Source organism: Candidatus Poribacteria bacterium, assembly GCA_021295715.1.
Classification (GTDB): Bacteria; Poribacteria; WGA-4E; order WGA-4E; family WGA-3G; genus WGA-3G.
Genome location: JAGWBV010000020.1, coordinates 12,678 through 33,913, shown reverse-complemented (window position 1 = coordinate 33,913; position 21,236 = coordinate 12,678). Strand labels below are relative to the sequence as shown.

12 protein-coding genes, 1 tRNA gene and 1 rRNA gene (1 of these 14 only partly in view) are annotated in these 21,236 nt (G+C 49.8%); 1 reads left to right on the top strand and 13 read right to left on the bottom strand.

What is annotated here, in order from left to right; all coding sequences use genetic code 11:
* From J4G07_07440 to J4G07_07390, 11 genes are all read right to left on the bottom strand, one after another.
* A 23S ribosomal RNA gene (locus J4G07_07440) occupies positions 1–129 on the bottom strand (its annotated part extends 375 nt beyond the left edge of the window); the annotation flags it as partial.
* A gap of 239 nt (positions 130–368) precedes the next feature.
* Positions 369–441, bottom strand: a tRNA-Ala gene (locus J4G07_07435).
* Positions 442–664: 223 nt separating this feature from the next.
* A complete protein-coding gene (locus tag J4G07_07430) occupies positions 665–3,706 on the bottom strand; it encodes a hypothetical protein (protein ID MCE2413820.1) in 3,042 nt (1,013 codons plus the stop codon).
* Positions 3,707–3,869: 163 nt separating this feature from the next.
* Positions 3,870–4,919 carry a WD40 repeat domain-containing protein gene (locus J4G07_07425; protein MCE2413819.1) on the bottom strand — a complete coding sequence of 350 codons (1,050 nt, stop codon included), beginning with the start codon at positions 4,917–4,919 and terminating at the stop codon, positions 3,870–3,872.
* A 122-nt stretch (positions 4,920–5,041) separates the two neighbouring features.
* On the bottom strand, positions 5,042–6,358 hold the full coding sequence (locus J4G07_07420; GenBank protein ID MCE2413818.1) for a DUF1501 domain-containing protein: 1,317 nt from the start codon (positions 6,356–6,358) through the stop codon (positions 5,042–5,044).
* A gap of 64 nt (positions 6,359–6,422) precedes the next feature.
* Entirely contained in the window at positions 6,423–7,865 is a 1,443-nt protein-coding gene (locus J4G07_07415; GenBank protein ID MCE2413817.1) for a proteasome accessory factor PafA2 family protein, read from the bottom strand.
* Between the two features lie 135 nt (positions 7,866–8,000).
* On the bottom strand, positions 8,001–8,771 hold the full coding sequence (locus tag J4G07_07410) for a hypothetical protein (protein ID MCE2413816.1): 771 nt from the start codon (positions 8,769–8,771) through the stop codon (positions 8,001–8,003).
* A 402-nt stretch (positions 8,772–9,173) separates the two neighbouring features.
* The gene (locus J4G07_07405; GenBank protein ID MCE2413815.1) at positions 9,174–10,019 is read right to left on the bottom strand and encodes a proteasome subunit alpha; all 846 of its coding nucleotides are present in this window, start codon (positions 10,017–10,019) and stop codon (positions 9,174–9,176) included.
* Positions 10,019–10,216 (bottom strand): ubiquitin-like protein UBact, encoded by a 198-nt coding sequence (locus J4G07_07400; GenBank protein ID MCE2413814.1) that lies wholly within the window; start codon positions 10,214–10,216, stop codon positions 10,019–10,021. Before J4G07_07400 ends, J4G07_07405 begins: the two co-directional genes overlap by 1 nt.
* 16 nt (positions 10,217–10,232) lie before the next feature.
* Entirely contained in the window at positions 10,233–11,759 is a 1,527-nt protein-coding gene (locus J4G07_07395; GenBank protein ID MCE2413813.1) for a proteasome accessory factor PafA2 family protein, read from the bottom strand.
* A 108-nt stretch (positions 11,760–11,867) separates the two neighbouring features.
* Entirely contained in the window at positions 11,868–13,688 is a 1,821-nt protein-coding gene (locus J4G07_07390; protein ID MCE2413812.1) for an AAA family ATPase, read from the bottom strand.
* 286 nt (positions 13,689–13,974) lie between these two features.
* Here J4G07_07390 and J4G07_07385 point away from each other — a divergent pair, with 286 nt between their 5' ends.
* On the top strand, positions 13,975–15,753 hold the full coding sequence (locus J4G07_07385; protein ID MCE2413811.1) for a long-chain fatty acid--CoA ligase: 1,779 nt from the start codon (positions 13,975–13,977) through the stop codon (positions 15,751–15,753).
* A 226-nt stretch (positions 15,754–15,979) separates the two neighbouring features.
* On the opposite strand, the gene J4G07_07380 is transcribed toward J4G07_07385, so the two are convergent.
* On the bottom strand, positions 15,980–16,978 hold the full coding sequence (locus J4G07_07380; GenBank protein ID MCE2413810.1) for a diacylglycerol kinase family lipid kinase: 999 nt from the start codon (positions 16,976–16,978) through the stop codon (positions 15,980–15,982).
* Entirely contained in the window at positions 16,975–21,147 is a 4,173-nt protein-coding gene (locus tag J4G07_07375; protein ID MCE2413809.1) for a S8 family serine peptidase, read from the bottom strand. Before J4G07_07375 ends, J4G07_07380 begins: the two co-directional genes overlap by 4 nt.
* Between the last annotated feature and the right edge of the window lie 89 nt (positions 21,148–21,236).

The window sequence follows — 21,236 nt, the reverse complement described above, 5'->3', positions numbered from 1 at the left end:
GGTTGCCCGATTCGGGAATCTCCGGATCAAAGCCTATTAAGCGGCTCCCCGAAGCTTATCGCAGCCTGTCACGCCCTTCGTCGACTCCTGGCACCAAGGCATCCACCGTAAGCTCTTAGTAGCTTGATAAGTAATATCATCATTCTACCGATTTACCCTCTATATACAATTGTCAAAGAACAGCACCTATTCAATTATAGGTGATGGAGCTGAACGGGATCGAACCGTTTTCTGTCATACTCTCAACAGATGCTCGCCTGAATGAGCTACTCCGATGTTCGTCAATGGTAAGTATACCACAAAAAAATAACTTTGTCAAATTTATTTTGAAAAAAATCTAACTTTCGCCAAATTTGACCAGTTCTGGATGGAGATGAGCGGATTTGAACCGCTGACCTTCTGGTTGCAAACCAGATGCTCTCCCAACTGAGCTACACCCCCAAACGACAGTATGTAGTATAGCATAAAAAATTAACTTTGTCAAATTTTTTGCAACAGAGTTAAGTATACTACAAAATACGACAGATGTCAAATTTATTTTGCATTTGCATTGGGAGTCGAGGTTAGAAACCCCTCCCACAGAAGGGGGCACCTACAGAAGAAGTGGAGAGAGGCATCAAATCATAATGCTGCCCACACATATTTTTAGACTTTACTATAAAGTCTAATTGCCACCCAGTATCGCATCTTGACCTGAATTTTCGGGTCTTCCAAGCCATAGTTTGATGGCGGGACTGCTCGCTACAACCCTTTGCCCCACCGAGGCGTTGATAACAAAGGTATAGGGAAGCGTTTGCTGCGCCCCGACGAAGGGGTTACGGCGTAACTGATTACTGGTGGTCCCTGTCGTAATAATATTCGGCATAAGCGTCAAGACGGCTTCGGTTGCACGCTTGCGGAGGACCGTCGTTCGCCGTTGGAGCCGCACGCCAAAGGGTAGACCGACGGCAGTGAGGTTAAGGTTCTGTCGATTGCCGCTCTGCCGCTCAATTGTAACGGGGATGTCTATTGGGGTATCAGGCGTTACCACAACCTCCTCGATTCCGGTTGACACTATAATAGAGGCGGTTTCTGTGACGCTGACTACAACGTTTTTCCGTTGGACGGTCTGGTCATTGTTTTGAATACGATAGACTTCAACGGGTATCGCGGTGCGACGGTATTGATTGCCAGTGGCGGTCGTGACGGCACCAACGACCTGAACGACACGATGCGTCAACTCAGCATCGGGAGTAGCAGTCAGAGTTATGTATCCTTGTGTCACCCCCGTCCCGGAGAGAATTGCGCTTTCGCTGGCAGTAATGGCGGAAGGTAAGTTTTCAACGGAGAGTCGTATCGGTTCTGTGAACCCGACGCGGCGTTGCAGGGTCACTTCCAATAGGACGGTTCCACCACGCCCGATATTCGGGTTATCGGGTGTTACGGAGATAGCAAAGTCTGGAGTTGTCGGACGGGCATCTAAATGGTAAACATACCCTGGTCCGCCATTGCCAGCGATGTCCTCGATGCGAACAGCATATACACCGGGTTCATCGAAACTGTAATCAATGATGGCGTTGCGCCTTCCGCCGACACCAGCATTATTCGCCAACACCTCGCCGCGGGCATTGAGTAAGGTGAGTGAGGGGCTTAGCGGTGAATTGAGACGTTCTGCGGAGACAGTCAACGAATAACCGCCTATGTCTGCGAAAAATCCCCACGGTCCGTACCCATTCGTAACTTTCACCAGAATTTTGTTTCTGCCCTTAGAGACCGGCAGCAGGATCACATCATCAGCACGGCGGAGGGGACGGTGGACGTATTTGCTAAAAACAAGTTCATCGTTCACCCATATCTTGATCGTATCGTCAGAGCCGAGGGACAAGAGATAGTTTTGGTCCCGATCAGATTCGAGGTAGGTTAAGGCATAGCCTGTGACATCGTCTTCGGGGACATTTGAGAAAACATTTTCGCCTCTACTATCGGTTTTATACCATCCGATTCTTCGTCCCTCTTTGCCGACATATTCTTTCTCAAAATCTATCTCAATTTCAGGTGGATAGACGGTATCGAACCCCTGCTCGTCAATATTATCAAACGGAGAAATCACCCACCACGGGCCGAGGCTGGTTCCCTCTGACATGGTAAGCCGATAGTAGTCGACCTCACCGGGTTCTGAGATGCGTCCACTGAGTGCGCCCGGGGTCGTGAGATGCTGTGTGTGTTCAAGTTGGCGTGCGTCGAGTTCGGCTAAACGTTGTGCCTCTTGCGCAACGAAAGCGATGATACGGTCGCGTTCGGTCGGCGTAATGTCGGCGTTTTCTTTATTCGACATGCGTGTAATGGTGCGTTCCCATTCCTCTGCAGAGAGTGCGCGATTGCTCGGTGAACGGAGTTCATGGCACGCGGAACATTTCGCCCCAAAAAGGATTTCGGACTCCGTGAATCGAGGCGCGATTTCCTGTGCAACTGTTTCATCTGACGCGGATTGAACTACCAGCCCTTCTTCGACAACTTCCGAGTGTGTGTTAACAATAAAGGGAAAAATGCCGTAGGGTGTGCGAATCTGCTTGAGTCCTGGGTGTTCATCTGCAGTTAATTCAACCTGCCATTCGGTTTGCGGAAGATTCTCGCCTCCAATAACACACTGAACGATATTGGCTTCGGGAGGCGTGGGCGGTCCGTAGAAGTGGGCAGGCACAAGACCTGTCCCTACTTCCCGACCTCCATTGGGGAGCGTGCCACCAGTTGGAAAGAGATAGGTATTGTAAGGCAGGACACCGCCTGTTAAGCGATAAACGGAATCCGGGTTGCCGCGATGCAACAGATCTCGGATGCGCAACACATAAAACGCGTCGGTAGGAAGTGTAACATCAAGAAGCGGATCTAAACTGTAGAATCCGTTACTCCGTGCCAATTCAACCCCCTTTGCATCGAAAAGAGAGAGTGTGGGATTGAAGAATTGCTGGCTAATGTTGTTGAGACGATAGGCGTTGACACTGAAGATACACCGCTGCCCCTTCGCGCCTTCAAAAACGTAATAATCTTCATCGCCACCGGGATTAATCAGCCCGTTGATGAGACTCGGCAATTCAATAATGGTAGCGGTTTCTGGGGTGTTATTCGATTCTGTTTCAAGGACATCAGGGATTTGGCTAACCTCAAAGGGCCACGCTGTGGTGGTGCCGTGCTTACCGACGACCCGAATTTCGCGCATCCCGATAGGGGCATCCGATGCGATTGACAACGCCGCGGTTAACCCACCACTGGAAACTCTCGCTGCCGATGTCAGATAAGCGATAATTTGGGACTGTGCTTCTGCATTGATCTCCGCGCCTTTCTCTGTAACCATCCGTCGGACAGTGGTTTCCCACTGTGCTGGTGTCATCGATCGGTTATTTGGTGATCGGAGTTCGTGACATTGCCCACAATTCGCCTCAAAGACGGGTTTATATGTATTATCAACCGCGCCACCACCAGGATAAAGCTGGGCGGTGATGCCGGGTTCACCTTCAATAATAAGGGTGTGTGCGCCCTCTAAATCGGAACCTTGGATTGCGATCTCGATAATGGTTCCGAGCTGCCCGCCTGCAGGAAACAGCGAATTGAGCCGTGGCACACCTTGCGCAAAGGTAGGCATAGCGATTGAAAGGAACAGCAACGCAAAAAATGGTATGCAATACGAAGGTAAATTGTGCGTCAGAAAAGGGAAGGTACTGGTACGCATCGTGAAAGTCCCCAAAATAGTTATCAGAGGAATAACCATCAAAGTCAGTAGAAAGTTTGCAAGTTGTGGAGTTTCTTCAACTTTGGTAAACCCTTTGAAACTTTAGTACACTTTACAACTTCCCAAGATTGATAGCCGAAAGCCGAGAACCGATAGGTATTCCTCAAAATTCGTGGGTTAAGGCGCGCTTACGGAGCTTATAGAGTCGGACTTTGCCGTCTCTGCCACCGGCAGCGACAAACTCGCCATTTGGACTGAACTGGACAGCGTAAATAGCATCCGTTGACGCATCGAAAGTCTCATAGCGGTTGCCGGACCGGAGACTCCAGATAATTACCGAAGTATCCGCACTCCCGGACGCAATCATTGTCGTCCGATCATTTGCGGATCTCAGTGATACAAGTCCAGAATCAACACTATAGACGGCACCTTGATGCCCGTTGTATTCGCGAACGAGTGCCCCCGTCATCTGTCCCACGGCAGACTGATCACCATTTTCTGTCTGTGTAACACGCCACGTCCGAACGGTATTATCGGCGGAACCAGAGACAATCACACCTTCTTCGGCTGAATACGCGAGACTATAAACGGCGCCATCGTTGGCATCCAAGTTCACTAAAACGGAAAGACTGTTCGGATTCCAGACCTTAATGGTTTTATCTTCACTACCGGTGACAAAGTAATTGCCCTCTGGATGATATAAAGTACAGAGGACCCTGCCAACGTGTTGGGTAAGCCATTTATCTACCGAAAAGTCAGTATCCTGAAGTCGTGTTAAGTCGATAACAGCACTATACTCATCCATACTTGCGGTGACCAATGTCGTGTTACGCGGGCTGAGCGAGATGGATTCAATAGTATCGCCGTGAATTTCAAAATTTTTAATGAGTTCCTCAGAGGAGACATTCCACACTCGGACTTCGCCGATTCGAGAAGCGAGACCACTGCTTGTATAGAGGGTTTTGCCATCCGAAGAAAACGTGAGACTCCGCACGTCGCCGGCATGCGGCTCATACGTGTGAATGACGCGTTGCGTTTCGAGATCCCAGATTTCCACCCACTGATATTTTCCGACGGCAAGTGTCTTACCATCGGGGCTAAATTCAAGTGACCAGATCGGGGATAGAGGAGCTGCTGCGAAACAGAGAGAGGTTGCGAAGATGATGTAGGATGCTGCTAACAACATGCCTACATTGCGAAGTCTGTTGTCCATGCTTAGACCTCGGAAATGGCAATCAGCAGTCGGCTATCGGCAGTCGGTTTGAGTGTATGGCATATTAGTTCTATGCCTCTACCACAAGGTTGCCTTGCTGATTGCTGACTACTGACCGCTAACTATGCGAGAACGCCGCGAATGGGTTTGCCGCCACGTGAAAGGACAATGCGAACCCCATCAGGCGATTCGAGATGCTGATTATAATCAATACCGAGGGATCGATAGAGCGTTGCCGACAAATCTTCAGGACGGACAGGGGTCTCCGCAGGTTCCATACCAAGCGGATCTGAAGCCCCAATGACCTGTCCGCCTCGGACACCGCCGCCAGCTAACATAATCGAGAAAACACGGGAATGGTGGTCGCGTCCACCGTTGCGGTTAATGACCGGGGTTCTGCCAAATTCACCCATAGCCAAAACGAGGGTTGTTTCCAACAATCCTCGATCGCTTAAGTCCCCGATTAAAGTAGCCATCGTCCGATCAAAGGCATTGAGTTTACCCGGCAACGATGAGAAAATGTTGTTGTGGTTGTCCCACCCACCGTTGCTGACAGTGACGAAGTTAACCCCTGCCTCAACAAGTCTTCTGGCAAGGAGGCAACTTTGTCCGAAGGTGTTCCGTTGATAGGCATCGCGCGTTTTGCCCGACTCGTTGCTGAGATCAAACGCAGCCCGTGCATCGGTGGAGCTCATCAAATCGTAAGCGGAGGTATAGAAACTATCGACTGCCTCTGCAGCTGGATTGCCTGCCTCATACTTTTTAAAAGCGGCATCCACGGCTTGGCGTAATGAACGACGGCGTTCAACGCGTTCAAAGGAAACCTCTTTGGGAGGTTCTAAATCCCGGACCTTGAAGTTCCTGCTTGCGGGGTTTCCTCCGGGCGAGAAAGGTGCGAGTGACGCGCCTAAAAATCCACCGCCACCATAAGCGACTGGCGCCGGCACGGCGATGTAGGGAGGTAATGCACTCCGCTGTTGCTTGAGCTTGGAAACAACGGCACCATATCCTGGGACAGCAAAACCCGGTAAGGGTTGATAACCTGTCATCATATAGTGTGTTCCACGCTCATGCGCCGCCTCTGGAGAAGTCATCGAGCGGATAATGCAGAGTTTATCGGTTTGTTGTGCGAGTCTGGGGAGATGCTCGCTCATCTGGATACCCGTAACGTTTGTCGTTATCGGTTTGAAAATTCCACGAATTTCTTCGGGTGCATCCGGTTTGAGATCCCACATATCAAGGTGGCTCGGACCGCCTCCCAACCAGACAAGAATAACGGAGGTAGCGGTTTCCCTTCCCTGAAATGTAGTTGCACCGTGCGCTTTGAGTTGGAATAGGTCTGTGAGACTGAGACCGAATAAACCAAGGGCACCGGCTTTGAGAAAGTCTCGGCGGTAAAATCCTTCACAATCTGTGTGTAAGCATCTGTCTTCTGCCATGGCCTTTCTCCTTTCATGGTTATCAGCGCGGGTTGTCTTCAAAAACCCTTCAACCATTAAAAAATCAGGTTCGTGGGGGTCGCTTCCGCAGCCGTTTCATCCATCTTTGCGCCTTCGCGATATTGGTATCAAACGGCTCCTTCATCTCAAAATATTCTGTATGTCCTGCATATATTTGATGCCAGTCAACAATACAAGGCATTCGGTTTTGGGTGAGGGCACGCATCAGGAACGACCGAACTTTGGCACGGGTATCTTGTGGCGCGTTGTCTACGGCGTAGCGAATATGTTCATCAGTGACAACTCTTTGCATCTGTCCTTGTTCCTGAAGTGCGTAGTAGAGTCCAGTTTCAGTCCGGATATTATGATACTCCAAATCTTGACTTTTAATCCAAGGGTCTTCCCAATCTAATTTCTCTTCATCAATGAAAGCTTCAAGTAGCCATTTCTTTGCTGCCCAATCGACGCGATCAATAACATTTAGCCAATCATCTTCGAGTTCGTCAAGGATAGACTCCCACGCCGCAAGCACCCATTCGGTCTCTTCGTCCCGTTCGGTAACCAAAGCCTGAACGAAGTTAAGATATTCCCTTTGTAAATCAATAGCAGAGATCGTTTTTCCGGATTTCAACTCAACGCGCCACGTGAAGGTATTATCGCGCGAGATGTGTCGAATGGCGTAGACTGGATCGGCGAGTTCAAAACCCGGGAGCGGCAATTTTTCGCCATGCATCTCGTGGAATGTTTCAATAGCAGTGAGCAAAAGTGCAGTCGTGCCTACCTTCAGAGCGGTTGCGTACTCTGACATATTGGAATCCCCAACGAGAAGATGGAGACGACGGTATTTCGTGTAATCGCTGAGGGGTTCGTCCCGTGTATTGATGATCGCGCGACTGAACTGGATCCATTCATAAATTTCAGTGACGATGTGATCGGCGCGTTGCGAGATTTGATAGTATTGTTGCTCAGCAAGATCGTCGTGAAAATCGCCGAATTCAATCATCTCATCATAAGCTCCGACTCTGCCTGCCCCTGCGTAAATTTGGCGTGTAACGAAGAAGGGCATCAGGGTCGGGATGACAATACGGTAAAAGGGAACGTCTCGACTGATTTGGAAGTTTTCGTGGCATCCAAAGGTCGCCCCCGTAAAATGATCAATATTATTTTTGAAGAACGCCGTGGGCAACCCTGTATCCGTAAGGATATTGTTGATGACATGTTCAATGGCTTTATCGTAAGCGATAAGGTCAAAGAGTGTACCACATTCGGGTGTAGCGTACTCCAGATGTCCCATATCGATGTAGAGACGCCCGCCATTGAATAGGAAACCGCCGTTGCCCGGCGGTTCGCCCCAGTCTCGGTAGTGAATATCCCGAAGACCAAGTTCCAACACATCGAAGACATAATCGCGGACGCGCGCCGCAACCCCTTCAGAGGTGCCACGAATTCGCTCAGCATCTGTCATGCATCCAAATTCAGTTTCGATCCCAAAAATTCTTTTCTTCATTTTTAATTTTACCTTGCGGATTTTTAATTTTACCTTTCGGAGGAACAACGAGCATTTAGACTATCTAAGGATGTTCCTTAAAAACCGCCTGCGCCGTTGTTGCAGGCTACAGGTTGGTAGAAAAAGGAAAAGAAATTACGGGAGGATGGCTTCGATTTCTTGAGAAGTCAGCAGACGAAATTTACTTGATCCGCGCTGGGTTATTTCCAAAATTCCTGCTTCAATTTCACCGTCTTCCCGTGCAGCATTAATAATTTCATGCATCTGGGCAGTATCCATCTGGGTTTCCTCCGATTCAGTTTCCTCCGGTTCCCGCGAACTCAATTCTTTACCAACTGCCCATGCTTCTAAACCCAACTGGAGTGCAGCGGTTAAATCTCTGTCGGCACCCGTAGAAGCAGTAGCGAGATAGTTTTGCATTCCGGTCTCGATTGTTTCTGTACCGCCGATAACAGTGGAGGTTGTGTCTGTTCGGACATTGCCGTCGTAGTTGATACAGGTAAAACGGTTTTTATCATCAGTGCTGCCGAGTTCAGCGAGCAACATTTTAATGATATACGCTTCACCAACAATGGACTCAAACGCCTGTTTGAAAGTATGTGCTAAAACAAAGTTCGTGAGTCGGTGTAGGTTCACGTCTTCGGTGGCATTTTGAAAACCTTGGACGCTGGCGGTGTCGGTAACAAGCATCCGGAGGCGCTCAATATCGGCAGGGTGTCCGATTGCGGAGAGTGCGATCCGGTCATGCACCTCAAAAATTTTGCGTTGTCCTCTACCAATAGTGAGTAGGACCATCCCCTCGTCATAGGTAAGTCCTACAACAGGACTTCCGACACGGAGCTGGTCTTCAATGTAATCTCGTCGGTCCTGGATCGCTTCTATCCAGCGATACGGTTCATCTCGCATCTTTTAATTATTCCTTGCGGAGGAACAGCGTGCGTTTGAACTTTGGCGTGCGTCCCTCATATCCGCCTGCGCCGATGTTGCAGGCTACGGTTTAGATTTATGTTTAACTGAAAACTTTTTAATTTTCCTTACGGTTTTTTAATTTTACCTTGCGGTTAAACATGGCGGGTTTGAACTTTGACATCCCGTTCTGAAATCCGCTCTCCAAATGTAAAGCAAAGACAAATTATGCCATTTAAGGCATAATTTCATTACGAGCTACGCGCTTTGGATGAAGAAGCCACCTGTTTGACATAGCACTCCTACGGGGTGGGGTGGACCTGAATATACCATTTTCTATAGACATAGCACTCCTACGGGGTGCGACGGCACCAAAGTTTTCACAAGCAGTAGGGTTTCAAGTTACACTTGCTCTGATTGTGCTTCAGCGTAACAGGTTTCCAATTCATCATCGGAAACATCTTCAACGCCGGTGCGCGTCACTGTCTTGATATTTGGAAATATTTGTGCCCTTGCGTTGTAACCGCTCGTTGCGGCATCGTACTCGCTTGCTGTGTCCAAGAGACGTAAGATCGTGATGATCGCCTGCCGCTCATCCATCTCCTGCAAGGGTGTATCACCAAACCGAGAGAGATAACGCAAGACACCGCGGATCCAGATAGAACCGGAACCGGTCGTAGCAAAATTGACATTTTCAAAGTGTGCACCGAGTGCATCATAGAAGAAAATTTTACCACCATTCTCATCATCAGCGGCATTCAAATCGTAGAGTGCAAAGATTGGGATAACGCCTCCGATGCCTTGAAGTGCCATCGGTAGATTCTCCCGGATGAGTCGCGATAGCATTCGGAGCTTACCCTCAAGACTCAATTCCTGGAGTTGGCTGCGGCGAAAGTATTGAAACGAGTGCTCCAATATTCTGGCGATCTCATAAGCGATTGCGGGTGAACCTGAAATCGCGAGCACAGAATGCTTATCAATCTGCAAAACCTTCTCTGCTCGATCATAGATAACAGAAGTCCCAGCGGTAGCACGCCGATCCCCTGCGATCATAACACCATCCCGGTAACGAACAGCGACAACTGTCGTACTATGTGCTATTTCAAGGTCAGCCCCGTGCTGTGTTGTTTCGGATGGCAAATCTATTTTCAAGGGATAGTTTGCGTGTTTTAAAAGGCTTAGGAAGTCCCCTTTATGGCTGACAACTCCCACACCTGAAGGCGTGAGGTTCTTTGGTTCTTGATTCATCACTCTCCCGTTCTTTGGCGGTACCGTCTGGACTGATCTTTGTCCACACGGCGCATCCGCTTGAGCAGTTCTTGTGTATCGGGCCGGCTGACTTTCTGTCTTTTGGGTCCCTCGTTATCGCCATCGCCGTCACCGGGTCCGATGGGTTTGGTGTCTCTTTGCTTACGTTCAAGTTGAGCAATCATCTTGGCTGTCATTTTATGTCTCCTTTTTTTATAGATGCAACTTTTCAATGAGCGTCTCAACGTTTGGCGATTGATCGAGTGCCTCGTTATATTGACGTGCGATCGCCGCATCGGCGAGGGCATTCAGATTGATTTCTTGGGTGCGTCCCTTTACAGTGAAGGTAATACTATCCCACTGGATCGCTTTTATGGCACTGCTGAATCGATCTACAGCGCGTCCGCGGAAGTATGCCCGTGTGTCGGCAGGCGGATTATGGAGTGCGGCATTAATTTGCTCGTCTGTGACGAGGCGCCGCATCGGAATCCCATAGTATAACCCTTCATCGAGAGCGATATTGTGATATTCTAAATCCAAACTTTGGAGCCATGGGTCATCCCAAGCGACTTCCTCTTCCTCAGCAAACGTTTCCAGCAGCCATTTCTTCGCGACCCAATCAAGTCGATCGGTGAGCGACATTGGATCCGCCTCAAGCGCGTTGAGGGTATCCTCCCACTCAGTGAGCACCCAGTCCGTTTCCGGTAGGAACGAGGCACCCTCGCCCTTACTGAGATGTTTCTGCGCGAGGGCAAGATACTCACGTTGATGGTCGATAGCGGACATTGATTTCCCTTCTGCCGTCATTACTATCCAACGATACGTTTGGTCATGCGATACAGTTTTGATGGTATCAATCGGGTTGACGAGTGCTAACCTCTCCGGCACCATCCGCTGTTCAATCAAGGCAATCACGAGTGCTGTCGTGCCGACCTTGAGTGCCGTTGCGTATTCGGACATATTCGCATCTCCCGCGATGCCGTGCAGCCTACGATATTTAGATGCATCGGCGTGCGGTTCATCTCGCGTATTGACGATAGGACGATTATGCATCGTATCGACACTCGCTTCCACGTGAAAGAAATCGGATCGTTGAGATAACTGATAGTGCCCTGGTGTCGCGAGTCCAGCTTCTGTTTCAATGCCGAGTTTTCCTGCCCCGGCGAAGATCTGGCGCGTGATAAAGAACGGCATGATACCTTGCTTGAGCGTTTCAAAAGGCACTTCGCGTGCCATGAGGTAGTTATCGTGGCACCCGTAACTATGCCCATGGAAATCGGTATTATTTTTGTATAAAAGCACCCGTTTTCCGAGTTTCTCAGTGCGTGTTTCGGCACACCGTTGAAGGATGCGCTCGCCGGCTTTATCGTGTGCGACGAGGTCAAAGAGACTCCTACATTCAGGCGTTGAGTACTCCGGATGTGCGTGGTCGTTGTAGAGTCGCGCCCCGTTGGTGAGAATATGATCACTTTTGATTTCAGCAAAAGAGAGCCGTTCTTTAATATTGCGTTTTCGGTCGCGCTGTTCTTCTTCCTTCTCATCGGGATGATTGGAAAGTGCGCTCGCCCGAAAGCCGCGTTCATCTCGAAACGGATCCTCACCGCGGTAATCCCACACGGGTCGAAAATCTTCTTGTCGGTAACTTTTTATTAGCTCAATAGACTGCTTGACGGCATCAATATGCGCTTCATTTTCGAGCGTTATTCCGTATTCAGTTTCGATTCCAAAAAGTCTTTCCATATTTTAAAGCGGTCAGCCGTCAGCGGTCAGCCGTCAGCAAAGAGGTAAGCGTGTCGAAAAAAGTCATCTCTTTGCTGACTGCCGATAACCGATAGCCGATAGCCATTCCTAAATGACGCGTGATCCGGATGCTTTGCGTCGTTCCTGTTTCTCAGCCTTCATAGGCGTAACTTTGACAACGTTCGCGGGATCGTAATCAAGAAGTTTGAGCCAATCTTCAGTCGCCTCAGTCGGTGGGAAGATTTCGCTTTCGCTATACTCTGCGGCGAGTGCGTCTAACAGATCAGTGCGTGTAATACCACTTTCCTTGTCTGGGTTCTGAATCGCACGTTTGAGTGCGGACTCCTTCGCCCGCTGCACAATCGACTCAATAATTGCCCCGCTGCACAGATGTCCCTTATAGAGGATATCGCGTCTGCCACTCCTGAGAGACACCTCAAGGAATCGGTTGTTTTCGTCTTCACGGAACATCTCATCAATGACCTGTGCGATCAGGTCTGCCACGGCTTTCTCAGCTGGGATAACTTCGGGCGGTGTTTCACCTTCTCCTGTTTCGGTCTCGTTTTCTCCATCAAGGAGTGAAGCGATGGGGAGTTCAGGGGTGAGGTAAATGCGGAAGATATCCTTTGCAGCCTTTGCATCTGGACGTGTTACTTTAATTTTTCTATCAATGCGTCCTGGACGCAAAATGGCAGGGTCAATCAGGTCAGGACGGTTCGTCGCCAAGATAATGACGACATCCTGCAGAGATTCAATACCGTCCATCTCTGCACAAAACATCGGGACCAGTGTATTCGAGATACTGTGGGATCTGAGTGCCCGCCGTGTACCCAATATTGACTCCGCTTCATCAATAAAGACAAACGCCAGTTTGCCGTCCTCTTTTTTCTCACGGGCAATCTGAAAAATCTCTCGCACCTTCCGCTCAGATTCACCGAGCCACATGTTGAGAATCTCAGGTCCCTTGATATGTAGGAAACAGCCTTCAACATCCTCGCCGCTTTCCCTTCGGAGACGTTGTGTTAAGTTGTAAGCGGTCGCTTTTCCAATGAGTGTTTTTCCACATCCTGGCGGACCGTGGAGCAGGAAACCTTTCGGTGCGCTATACTGGAATCGTTCAAAAAGTTCAGGGTGCAAGATTGGAAGTTCAATCGTGTCCTTAATGCGTTGGATAGTATCGTCAAGCCCACCGACCTTTGACCACGGTATATTCGGCACTGCTTCAAGTGCGTAAGCGTCTGTCTCTTTGGCTGCGATATGTTCAAGGGCAACACGGAAGTTGGAGTCAATCCGCACTTCATCACCGGGCTTGAGTTTCTCATCCACGAGGTCTGCGGAACGTTCAAGAATGACAGTTTGAGCATTCGGTTCTTGACCGATACGGAGCCGACCATCGGGCATGACATCGGCTATCTTTGCAATAGGACCCGCATCGTTGTATCCGAGTTCACCGACAACGACAAAAGCGTCGTTTAACAGGACGCTGAACCCTTTTTTGAGGTTAGATGCCTTCAGTTCCGTATCAATGTTCGCATAGTACTCGGAGCCGCCGACGATAACGCGGGCAATGTCCTCTTTGGGCAATCCGAGCAAGGTTCCGATCCGATTCGCGGGTGCGGTGAGTTTCTCAATTTGCTCCTCCATTTCGGCGTGGATACGGAGTGCCTCCTGCTGAATCGCGCGGACCCTCTCCTGAAATTCACCTTCATCGTTGAGAATAGAGCGACGGAGTTCCATGAGCCAGCGACGGCGGCGGTCATCTACAGGGGTCTCGGCAATAATGTGGTGAATTAACTGCAACGAATAGCCAGAACCCATTGCCTCCTCTTCGGGGGTGAGTTCCTCTTCAATTTCCTCGTCATCTTCAATAAACAGGTCGTTCCTATCGGGACCTGGACCGGCAGTTTTACGATTCTTCTTATCGTACATTTGGATGTCTCCTCAGACAGCGCGGATGACTTTACGATAGAGTTTACCACATTTCCCACAATTTTGCGAATATATATTCAGATGCCGCTTAAATTGGGGTCTACTGCGATAATTTTCAATAGTTTAGCACAATTCGTCACACAAAAGCAAGAAAAAAACAAGTTTAGGAAGAATGCCATTTGCGAACGATTAACTTGACTTCCGTCAGTTCATATGTTAGGATAGCGTCGGGATTCGGAGATCCCTCCTACAAGAAATCTGCGAGGCAAACAGGAGAAGCACTCTTATGACACTCATATCTTTGTTAGAACATTCAATCCAGCATTATGGTAGTAAACCGGCATTGGCACATAAACCGAAAGGTGGCACCTATCAAGACATCTCTTACACTGAATTCGGTGAATCGGTGGACGCGTTTCGTAAAGGGTTAACCGCCTTAGGGGTGCAAAAGAACGACCGGGTTGCACTCCTCTCCGAGAACCGTCCTGAATGGGCAATCACGGATTTTGGTAGCCTCAAAGCCGGTGCGGTAACCGTACCGATGTTCTCAACGCTGACTGCGGCACAGGTGGGTTACATTCTAAAAGATTCCGGATCAAAAATTATCTGTGTCTCCACGAGTAGGCAGTTGGAAAAGGTAACCGCTATCCGAGACGAAGTGCCGACACTGGAACAGATAATTGTCTTTGACCCGATTGAAGGTGAACTCCCAGAGGGTGTTATCCAATTTGAGGCGGTCTGTGAACTGGACGGACAAGGAATCGGGGTTAGAAACCCCTCCTACGCGAGCGAAGACGACATCGCAACGATTATCTATACGTCAGGGACAACAGGAGATCCGAAGGGGGTTATGCTGACACATGCGAATTTCATTTCAAATTTACAGGCGTGTAAATCGCTGATTGATGTCAGTGATACAGACGTGTTGTTGTCGTTCCTACCCTTATCGCATGTATTTGAACGGCTCGGCGGGCACTACGTGCCGTTGTTCTCCGGTGCGAAGGTGGCTTATGCGGAGAGCACGTTCACGGTCGCACAGAATATGCGGGAGGTGGCTCCGACAGTGATGCTCAGTGTGCCGAGACTCTATGAAACCATGCATGACAGAATTCTGCGCGCCGTGCAAGAAGGCTCATCGCTGAAACAGAAGATTTTTCATTGGGGAGTCTCAGTCGGTTCATCCGTCAGTTCAGCGATTCAAAAGGGGAAAAAGCCGTCTGCGATTTTGCAATTACAACAGAATATCGCCGACAAACTGGTCTTCGCGAAATTGAAGGCAGCAACGGGGGGGCGTTTACGCTTTTTCGTCTCAGGTGGCGCAGCGTTACCACAATCGATCGCTGAATTTTTCCACGCGGCGGGGATACTGATCTTGGAAGGGTACGGCTTAACAGAGACCTCACCTGTCATCAGTATGAACCACCCAGCACAATGGAGGTTCGGAACCGTTGGTGTGCCTGTCCAGGGTGTAGAGGTGCGCATCGCTGAAGATGGTGAGATTTTAACTCGCGGTCCACACGTCATGAAGGGCTATTTTAACAACGAATCAGCGACAGCAGAGGTTATTGATGGAGAGGGTTGGTTTCACACAGGCGACATCGGTATCATTGATGAGGATGGGTTCGTTAAGATTACCGATCGGAAGAAGAACATCATTGTGCTCTCCAACGGCAAGAATGTCGCACCGCAACCGATAGAAAGCGAGTTGGTGCAAAGCCCCTTCATTAACCAGATTCTGTTAGTCGGCAACGAACGCAAGAATCTCGCGGCACTGATCGTTCCCAATTTTGATGCACTCAAGGCGTGGGCGGCAGAGAATAACGTTGCGACGGATGACCTCGCGACGATGCTTGAAACGCGTGAGGTGCAACAACTGATTCAAGGCGAAATCCGGAGCCGTTTAACCGATTTCTCGGACTTTGAACAGGTACGACGGTTTACGCTACTCGATAAAGAATTTTCTCAAGAAGCAGATGAGATGACACCCACGCTAAAGTTGAAGCGGAACGTTATTATGGAACGATACGGCGATACGATTGAGGAGATGTATCCAGAGGACTTTTAATTTTTCCTTGCGGATAAGTTATGGCATCTGTGGATTTAGCGGTTTCCGTGTTCGAGCCGCCCTCCAAATGTAAAGCAAAGACAAATTATGCCATTTAAGGAAACCTAATTTCATTACGGGCTACGGTTTTGAAAAAGACAGTCAGGAATCGGAGTATCTTCCTACTGAAGACGGTAGCCTGCCTCTCTCCGCGCTTGCGGAGGACTCAGGAGGGATCGCAGTCTGCTCAGGGTGCCAGGACAGTGAGTCCGTCTTTGATAATCTCAATTGTGGCGGGGGTTTCGCACATTGGCTCGCCATCGGCATACAGCAGCATGGGGGTGTCGGTCTCGATTGTTAAAGTGCGGGTTTGGTGTATGGATACGGCGGGATGCGAAACATGTCCACCCCAGAAAAGCGTTACCAGTAGCCGTAACACCGTTAGAGCGGACACTGGACGGATAATACAGACATCGAAAAGTCCATCGTCGATGCGAGCGTTCGGCACAATCTGAAATCCGCCCCCATATCGACTTGTGATGCCTGTCGCAGCAAGGAGCAGGGGTCCCTCGTGGACACCGAAATCGCCTTCAAGACGCACAAACGGCGGTTCGTAATAGAAAAGTGTCTCCACTGCGGCGTAAGCGTAGGAGGCAGTGCCTGCAAACAGCGGCGTTCCTTTCGCCGCACGGCGGCTCACTTCCGTATCGTAACCGCAGGTCGCAATGGTGGTAAAATAGTTTTTAATTTTTCCTTGCGGTTCGGTCAGTGAGGTTTGGACAGTGAAGCACCTTTCCGTAGATCCGCCCTCCATTTCATTACGGGCTACATCATTTGGATTAACAACTAACTGCTGACTGCTATTATAGCAACATCCTAAATCCACGTGGATAGGCGTGCCAGATAAGAGGGTTGCAATTGCGGCTTCCGGTTTCAGCGGCACACCGATCGCCGCTGCGAAATCGTTGCCACGACCACACGGGAGCAGACCTAAGGTCACATCTGGAACCGTCGCGATACCGTTGACAACCTCGTGGAGCGTCCCATCGCCACCGCACGCAATCACGGATCGAATTCCATCAGAGACGGCTTCCTGCGTGAAACGCTTGGCATCGCCGGATGCCGAAGTGAACACCAACTGTCCGTGAGCTCCGGCTTCGGTAAGCGCAGCATACGCCTGTTCAGCAATGCTTTCCGCGTGTCCCTTACCAGAAATGGGGTTTGCGATGAGAATAAAATTATTCATTTAATCACCGCGATTTTACCGATTCTTTTTTCGGTATCAAACTCAAGGACATAGATATAGATACCAGTTGATACGTCTGCGGTGTTATTGCTCGTAAGCCACCACTCCTTGCGGTTGTGATCCTGAGCGGTCACATCCAACGTTTCAAGCAACTCACCCCTCACGGTAAAGAGTTGGATGCGGGTGCCGACAGGCAACCTGTCGAAAGTGATTACCCCTTTGTCAGCGACGTTGGGACGCACCGGATTTGGATAAACCCGCACCTGTGTCAAATCAGACACTGCGGCTCCGATAACATCGAGCGGTATTTCAAGAGGTTGTGTAGAAGCACGGATAGGATTCTCATCAATATCGACCACATTGGAGACGGTAATCTCATACTGGTCGGTTGTATCCGTAAGTGACTGACCGAAGTGCTCAAGCAGACTCTCTGTATCAAACGCCAAGAGCGCGCGTCTACCCATCCGGTCTCGGATCGCGGATACCGGACTCACACCACCAATCCGCTCCGCGGCTCGTAAGACATATCGGTTCTCGTTCCCAATCCCGGGATCCATTCGCCGGTCAAATGTAACGAGGACCCAGAAATTTCCATTGTCCCGTAAGTTTCCTTTAGAGGCTTGCGCAGAATCCGCATGAGGTGTCTGAATTTGAGATGCAGGTTGTGTCGGATGTCCATCACTCCCTGGACGGTGATAGGTCGCCCCAATCAGCTGCGGTGGCTCCCGCGGTGTCGCAGAAACAGGCTCAGTGCGTTCCGTTTCGTCCCCGTTTTCATCCTTCGTCGTAATAGCGTACCAGTAAGTATTGTCCTTCGTAACACGTCTATCGAGAAACCTTGTGACGGCGAGGTTTTCTGCCACCTTTCCATAAGCGTCAGAGGCGGGTGATTCTTTCTTTTCCCCTTGTGCACGATAGACAGTAAAGTAGCGCGTCTGATTTGACTGTTCGGTATCTGTTTCGTCGTTCTCCTCGGCATCCCATGTAACGTGAACCGCTTTCTGTGTCAGTGGTCTCGCTTCAACATTCCACGGTTTAAGCGTACCAATGGCATTCGGGTCGGTTGCGAAGATGGATTCAAGGCGGTAAATACCATCTTCAAGGTTAACGTAAAACTCGTCGAACCCGTTTTGATTGAGTTCCGCGGTAAGAAGAGCAGGGGTTTCCTCCATCTTTCGATGCCAGAGGGGTACCATCGCCGTGCCATCCCACTGCATCACATAGAGATTCGGATACGCAGCAATGATCAACCTATTGCGCCCATCACCTTCCAAGTCCGCGATCGTGAGACTATTCCCGTTTCGTCGGTGTGGTGCGATTGCGACAGTTGCATCACGTGTCCCGTCCGAGAGCACAGCGTAGCCATTTAACGTGTGCGTGAAGACAAAAAACTTCCAGATGAGCGGTCCCGATGGGTTATCTGGTAACGATAGTAATCCTCCAACAACAAACTCAGGTATGCCATCACCGGTGAGATCCCCAGCAGCGATTTGCGTGATGTCCTCAAGCGGAAGTTGTGTCTGCCACTCAAGACGAAACGTATTGCGAATAGAGGTAGATTCATAAACGAAAAGATCACCTTCGCTATCTGCCGCTACCAGTTCCACACTGCCATCAGCATCAAAATCGTTAATAGCGAAGTTTTGCGCGAATACATTAGAGCCAGCGGATTCGTTAATCAAGACAGCCTGCTCAAGATATGTGTTTGTCGCAGGGTCATATTCAAAAACAAGGAGTCGGTCATTGTTGTTATCTGCTCCGATAATTTCCTTTTGCCCATCACCATCGAGATCGGCGATTGTGCCACCGGAGAGAAATGGGGTCTCCCAGATGATCTGTTGAGGGTATCCGCGTGGTATAAGACTCTCCATGAGGAAAGTTCTTGCGTCGTCGGTCGCCAAGACTTCGAGCAAACCGTCGCCATCGGTATCATCTACTGCCCACGTAACAAACTTTTCGAGATTGGAGAGTCCTTCTACACTTTCAAGGGTATGTGCCAGCTCATATCTTCCGCTTGGCAGACGTTCATAAACCGCGAGGATAGCAGCCTGCAACTCGGCGTTGAGAGTTTCCGAAGACAAAGGACTCCCGACGATTTCAAGCTGACCGTCTCTGTCGAAGTCTGCGGTGACGCTGGCAATGTGGAGGGGTGGAATATCAAGAAATTTTTCAGCGAATCCACTCGGTGAGATATAACTGGCAACAGTGTCAGTGGTGTAAAACGCTCCGCCGTTATCCTCTCTCGTCTTGAGATTTGTGGTATTCTCAGCTTCAACAAAAAACTGGTAAGTTCCGCGTTCCAAACCTAAAAATAGAAATTGCTCTACGCCAAGATCGGTTGTTTCAACAGGAGCAAAAGGCGCGAGACTCCCCTTTCGGCGATAATAGAGTGTATTCTGAGTGACATCATCCGTTGCCCATGTAAAAATCGTCAGGGGTCGCTCGCCGTAAAGTGTATCTGTCGCGGTCAGGGAAATAATTTGAGGAGGGGTCCGGTCTACACTCAACACGACTTGATCGTGTATCTGTCGTCCATCGGTGGCAGTTGCTATTAAACGGACAGTATAAATCCCCTCTGGAACGGTTGTGGTATCCCAAATAGTCAGCGTCTCACCGATTTTCTGTGCGCCGGAAGATTGTGTGAAAGGTGTAAATTGGGTTGGAACTGTAGATTCGCCATAACTGAGCTGCCAAGAGCGGAACTTATAGCCACCTGCAGTCCCAACGATAGTAATTGTATCCGCACCACCGCTATTGGTTTCAGGAGCAAGGATACGTGCCTGCAATGCCCCGCTTGCGAGGAGTGCGCGTTCGGCATTGACAGTGCCCGCCCCTGCAAATCTCTCGTCCAATTCATCGCTATCCTCTTGATAGACTGGATCAGCAGTGCTGATGAGTATGTGTCGCACCTCTTCATGCGTCAGCGCGGGACGTTTGGCGAGGATTAACGCGGCAACGCCCGCCACGTGTGGGGACGCCATTGACGTACCCGTGAGGAGCCGATATTGGTTATTAATTTGTGTACTGAGAATTACGTTGCCGGGAGCACCGATGTCTATGGATGCACCGAAATTAGATTGATAGAACCGCTGTTGATTTTGTTCAGTAGAGGCGACAGCAATGACCTTCCGATAGCCCGCGGGAAAAATTGCGGCAGGTTTCTGAGAATTGCCAGCAGCGGCGACAAGGACAGCCCCCCGTGCATAAGCGTAATCAATTGCGTCCTGAATAACAAAAGAGCGACGTTCGCTACCCCAACTCATGTTGATAACACTTGCCCCGTTGTCAACGGCGTAGACAATCGCTGCAGCGGAGTCATCATCCTGCATTCGGGAACTCCCACCGAGTGAGAGTCCAGCGCGTATTGCCATGAGCGGACACTCCCACGCGACACCGGCGACACCGATCCCATTATCAGGCATAGCACCAGCGATACCAGCGACGTGCGTGCCGTGCCCTTTTTCATCAATCGGCTCGTTATCGCCTTCAAGGTAATCGCCTTCTGCTTGTAAATTAGGTGCGTCGGTAAAATCCCAACCATAGACATCGTCAACGTAACCGTTGCCGTCGTCGTCCAATCCGTTTTCAGGCACCTCGCCCGGATTTATCCACGCTTTGGGTGCCAAATCATCGTGTCTGTAATCGATACCGGAATCAATAATCGCAATTACAACGTTCCTGTCGCCTTTTTCGATTGCCCACGCCTGCGGTAACTTCATCAGTGGTAGGTTCCACTGTTCAGGATACATCGGATCATTGGGAACGACAGTGTCTACAAGTGTGGGACGGAGGTAGTTATACTCGACAGTCTCAACGAGTGGACTCTGTTCGTAAACAGACTTGAGATCCTCAAGCGGTGCGTTAGGGGAAAATCGCAACAGATAGATACGCTTCAGGTTAGGATTCAGTGCTGGACGCGCGAGGTAGGGAAACAGTGGGTGTAAGGATTCAACCTTATGCTGGACGTGCAGGACAGAGATTGGCGCGTTCGCTTGCAACCGCTCGACATCTGAGGCAGCATCAGGTGTCAAACGGATTAGCAACTCACCGGGGGTTATTTCGGAAGCGATGGCCGCGAAAGGCAAGTTCTCTGGAGAGGTTTCGGTATCGCGAGCCCAGCTCGCTCCTACAAGGAGGATGCCTATGAATAAAATGCTTAAGTATTTCATAATGGCTATTGGCGTGTTAGCGATCGGCTGTCTCGGTGTGAAGAACTCACCTCCTGCTTATTATTCCATAGTTGCGTGTTATTGTCAAT

Coding starts and splice junctions, on each gene's coding strand:
- J4G07_07405 (MCE2413815.1), bottom strand. CDS start 10,019: ATGAATCAAGAACCAAAGAACCTCACGCCTTCAGGTGTGGGAGTTGTC.
- J4G07_07420 (MCE2413818.1), bottom strand. CDS start 6,358: ATGGCAGAAGACAGATGCTTACACACAGATTGTGAAGGATTTTACCGC.
- J4G07_07385 (MCE2413811.1), top strand. CDS start 13,975: ATGACACTCATATCTTTGTTAGAACATTCAATCCAGCATTATGGTAGT.
- J4G07_07390 (MCE2413812.1), bottom strand. CDS start 13,688: ATGTACGATAAGAAGAATCGTAAAACTGCCGGTCCAGGTCCCGATAGG.
- J4G07_07395 (MCE2413813.1), bottom strand. CDS start 11,759: ATGGAAAGACTTTTTGGAATCGAAACTGAATACGGAATAACGCTCGAA.
- J4G07_07430 (MCE2413820.1), bottom strand. CDS start 3,706: ATGCGTACCAGTACCTTCCCTTTTCTGACGCACAATTTACCTTCGTAT.
- J4G07_07425 (MCE2413819.1), bottom strand. CDS start 4,919: ATGGACAACAGACTTCGCAATGTAGGCATGTTGTTAGCAGCATCCTAC.
- J4G07_07375 (MCE2413809.1), bottom strand. CDS start 21,147: ATGAAATACTTAAGCATTTTATTCATAGGCATCCTCCTTGTAGGAGCG.
- J4G07_07380 (MCE2413810.1), bottom strand. CDS start 16,978: ATGAATAATTTTATTCTCATCGCAAACCCCATTTCTGGTAAGGGACAC.
- J4G07_07400 (MCE2413814.1), bottom strand. CDS start 10,216: ATGACAGCCAAGATGATTGCTCAACTTGAACGTAAGCAAAGAGACACC.
- J4G07_07415 (MCE2413817.1), bottom strand. CDS start 7,865: ATGAAGAAAAGAATTTTTGGGATCGAAACTGAATTTGGATGCATGACA.
- J4G07_07410 (MCE2413816.1), bottom strand. CDS start 8,771: ATGCGAGATGAACCGTATCGCTGGATAGAAGCGATCCAGGACCGACGA.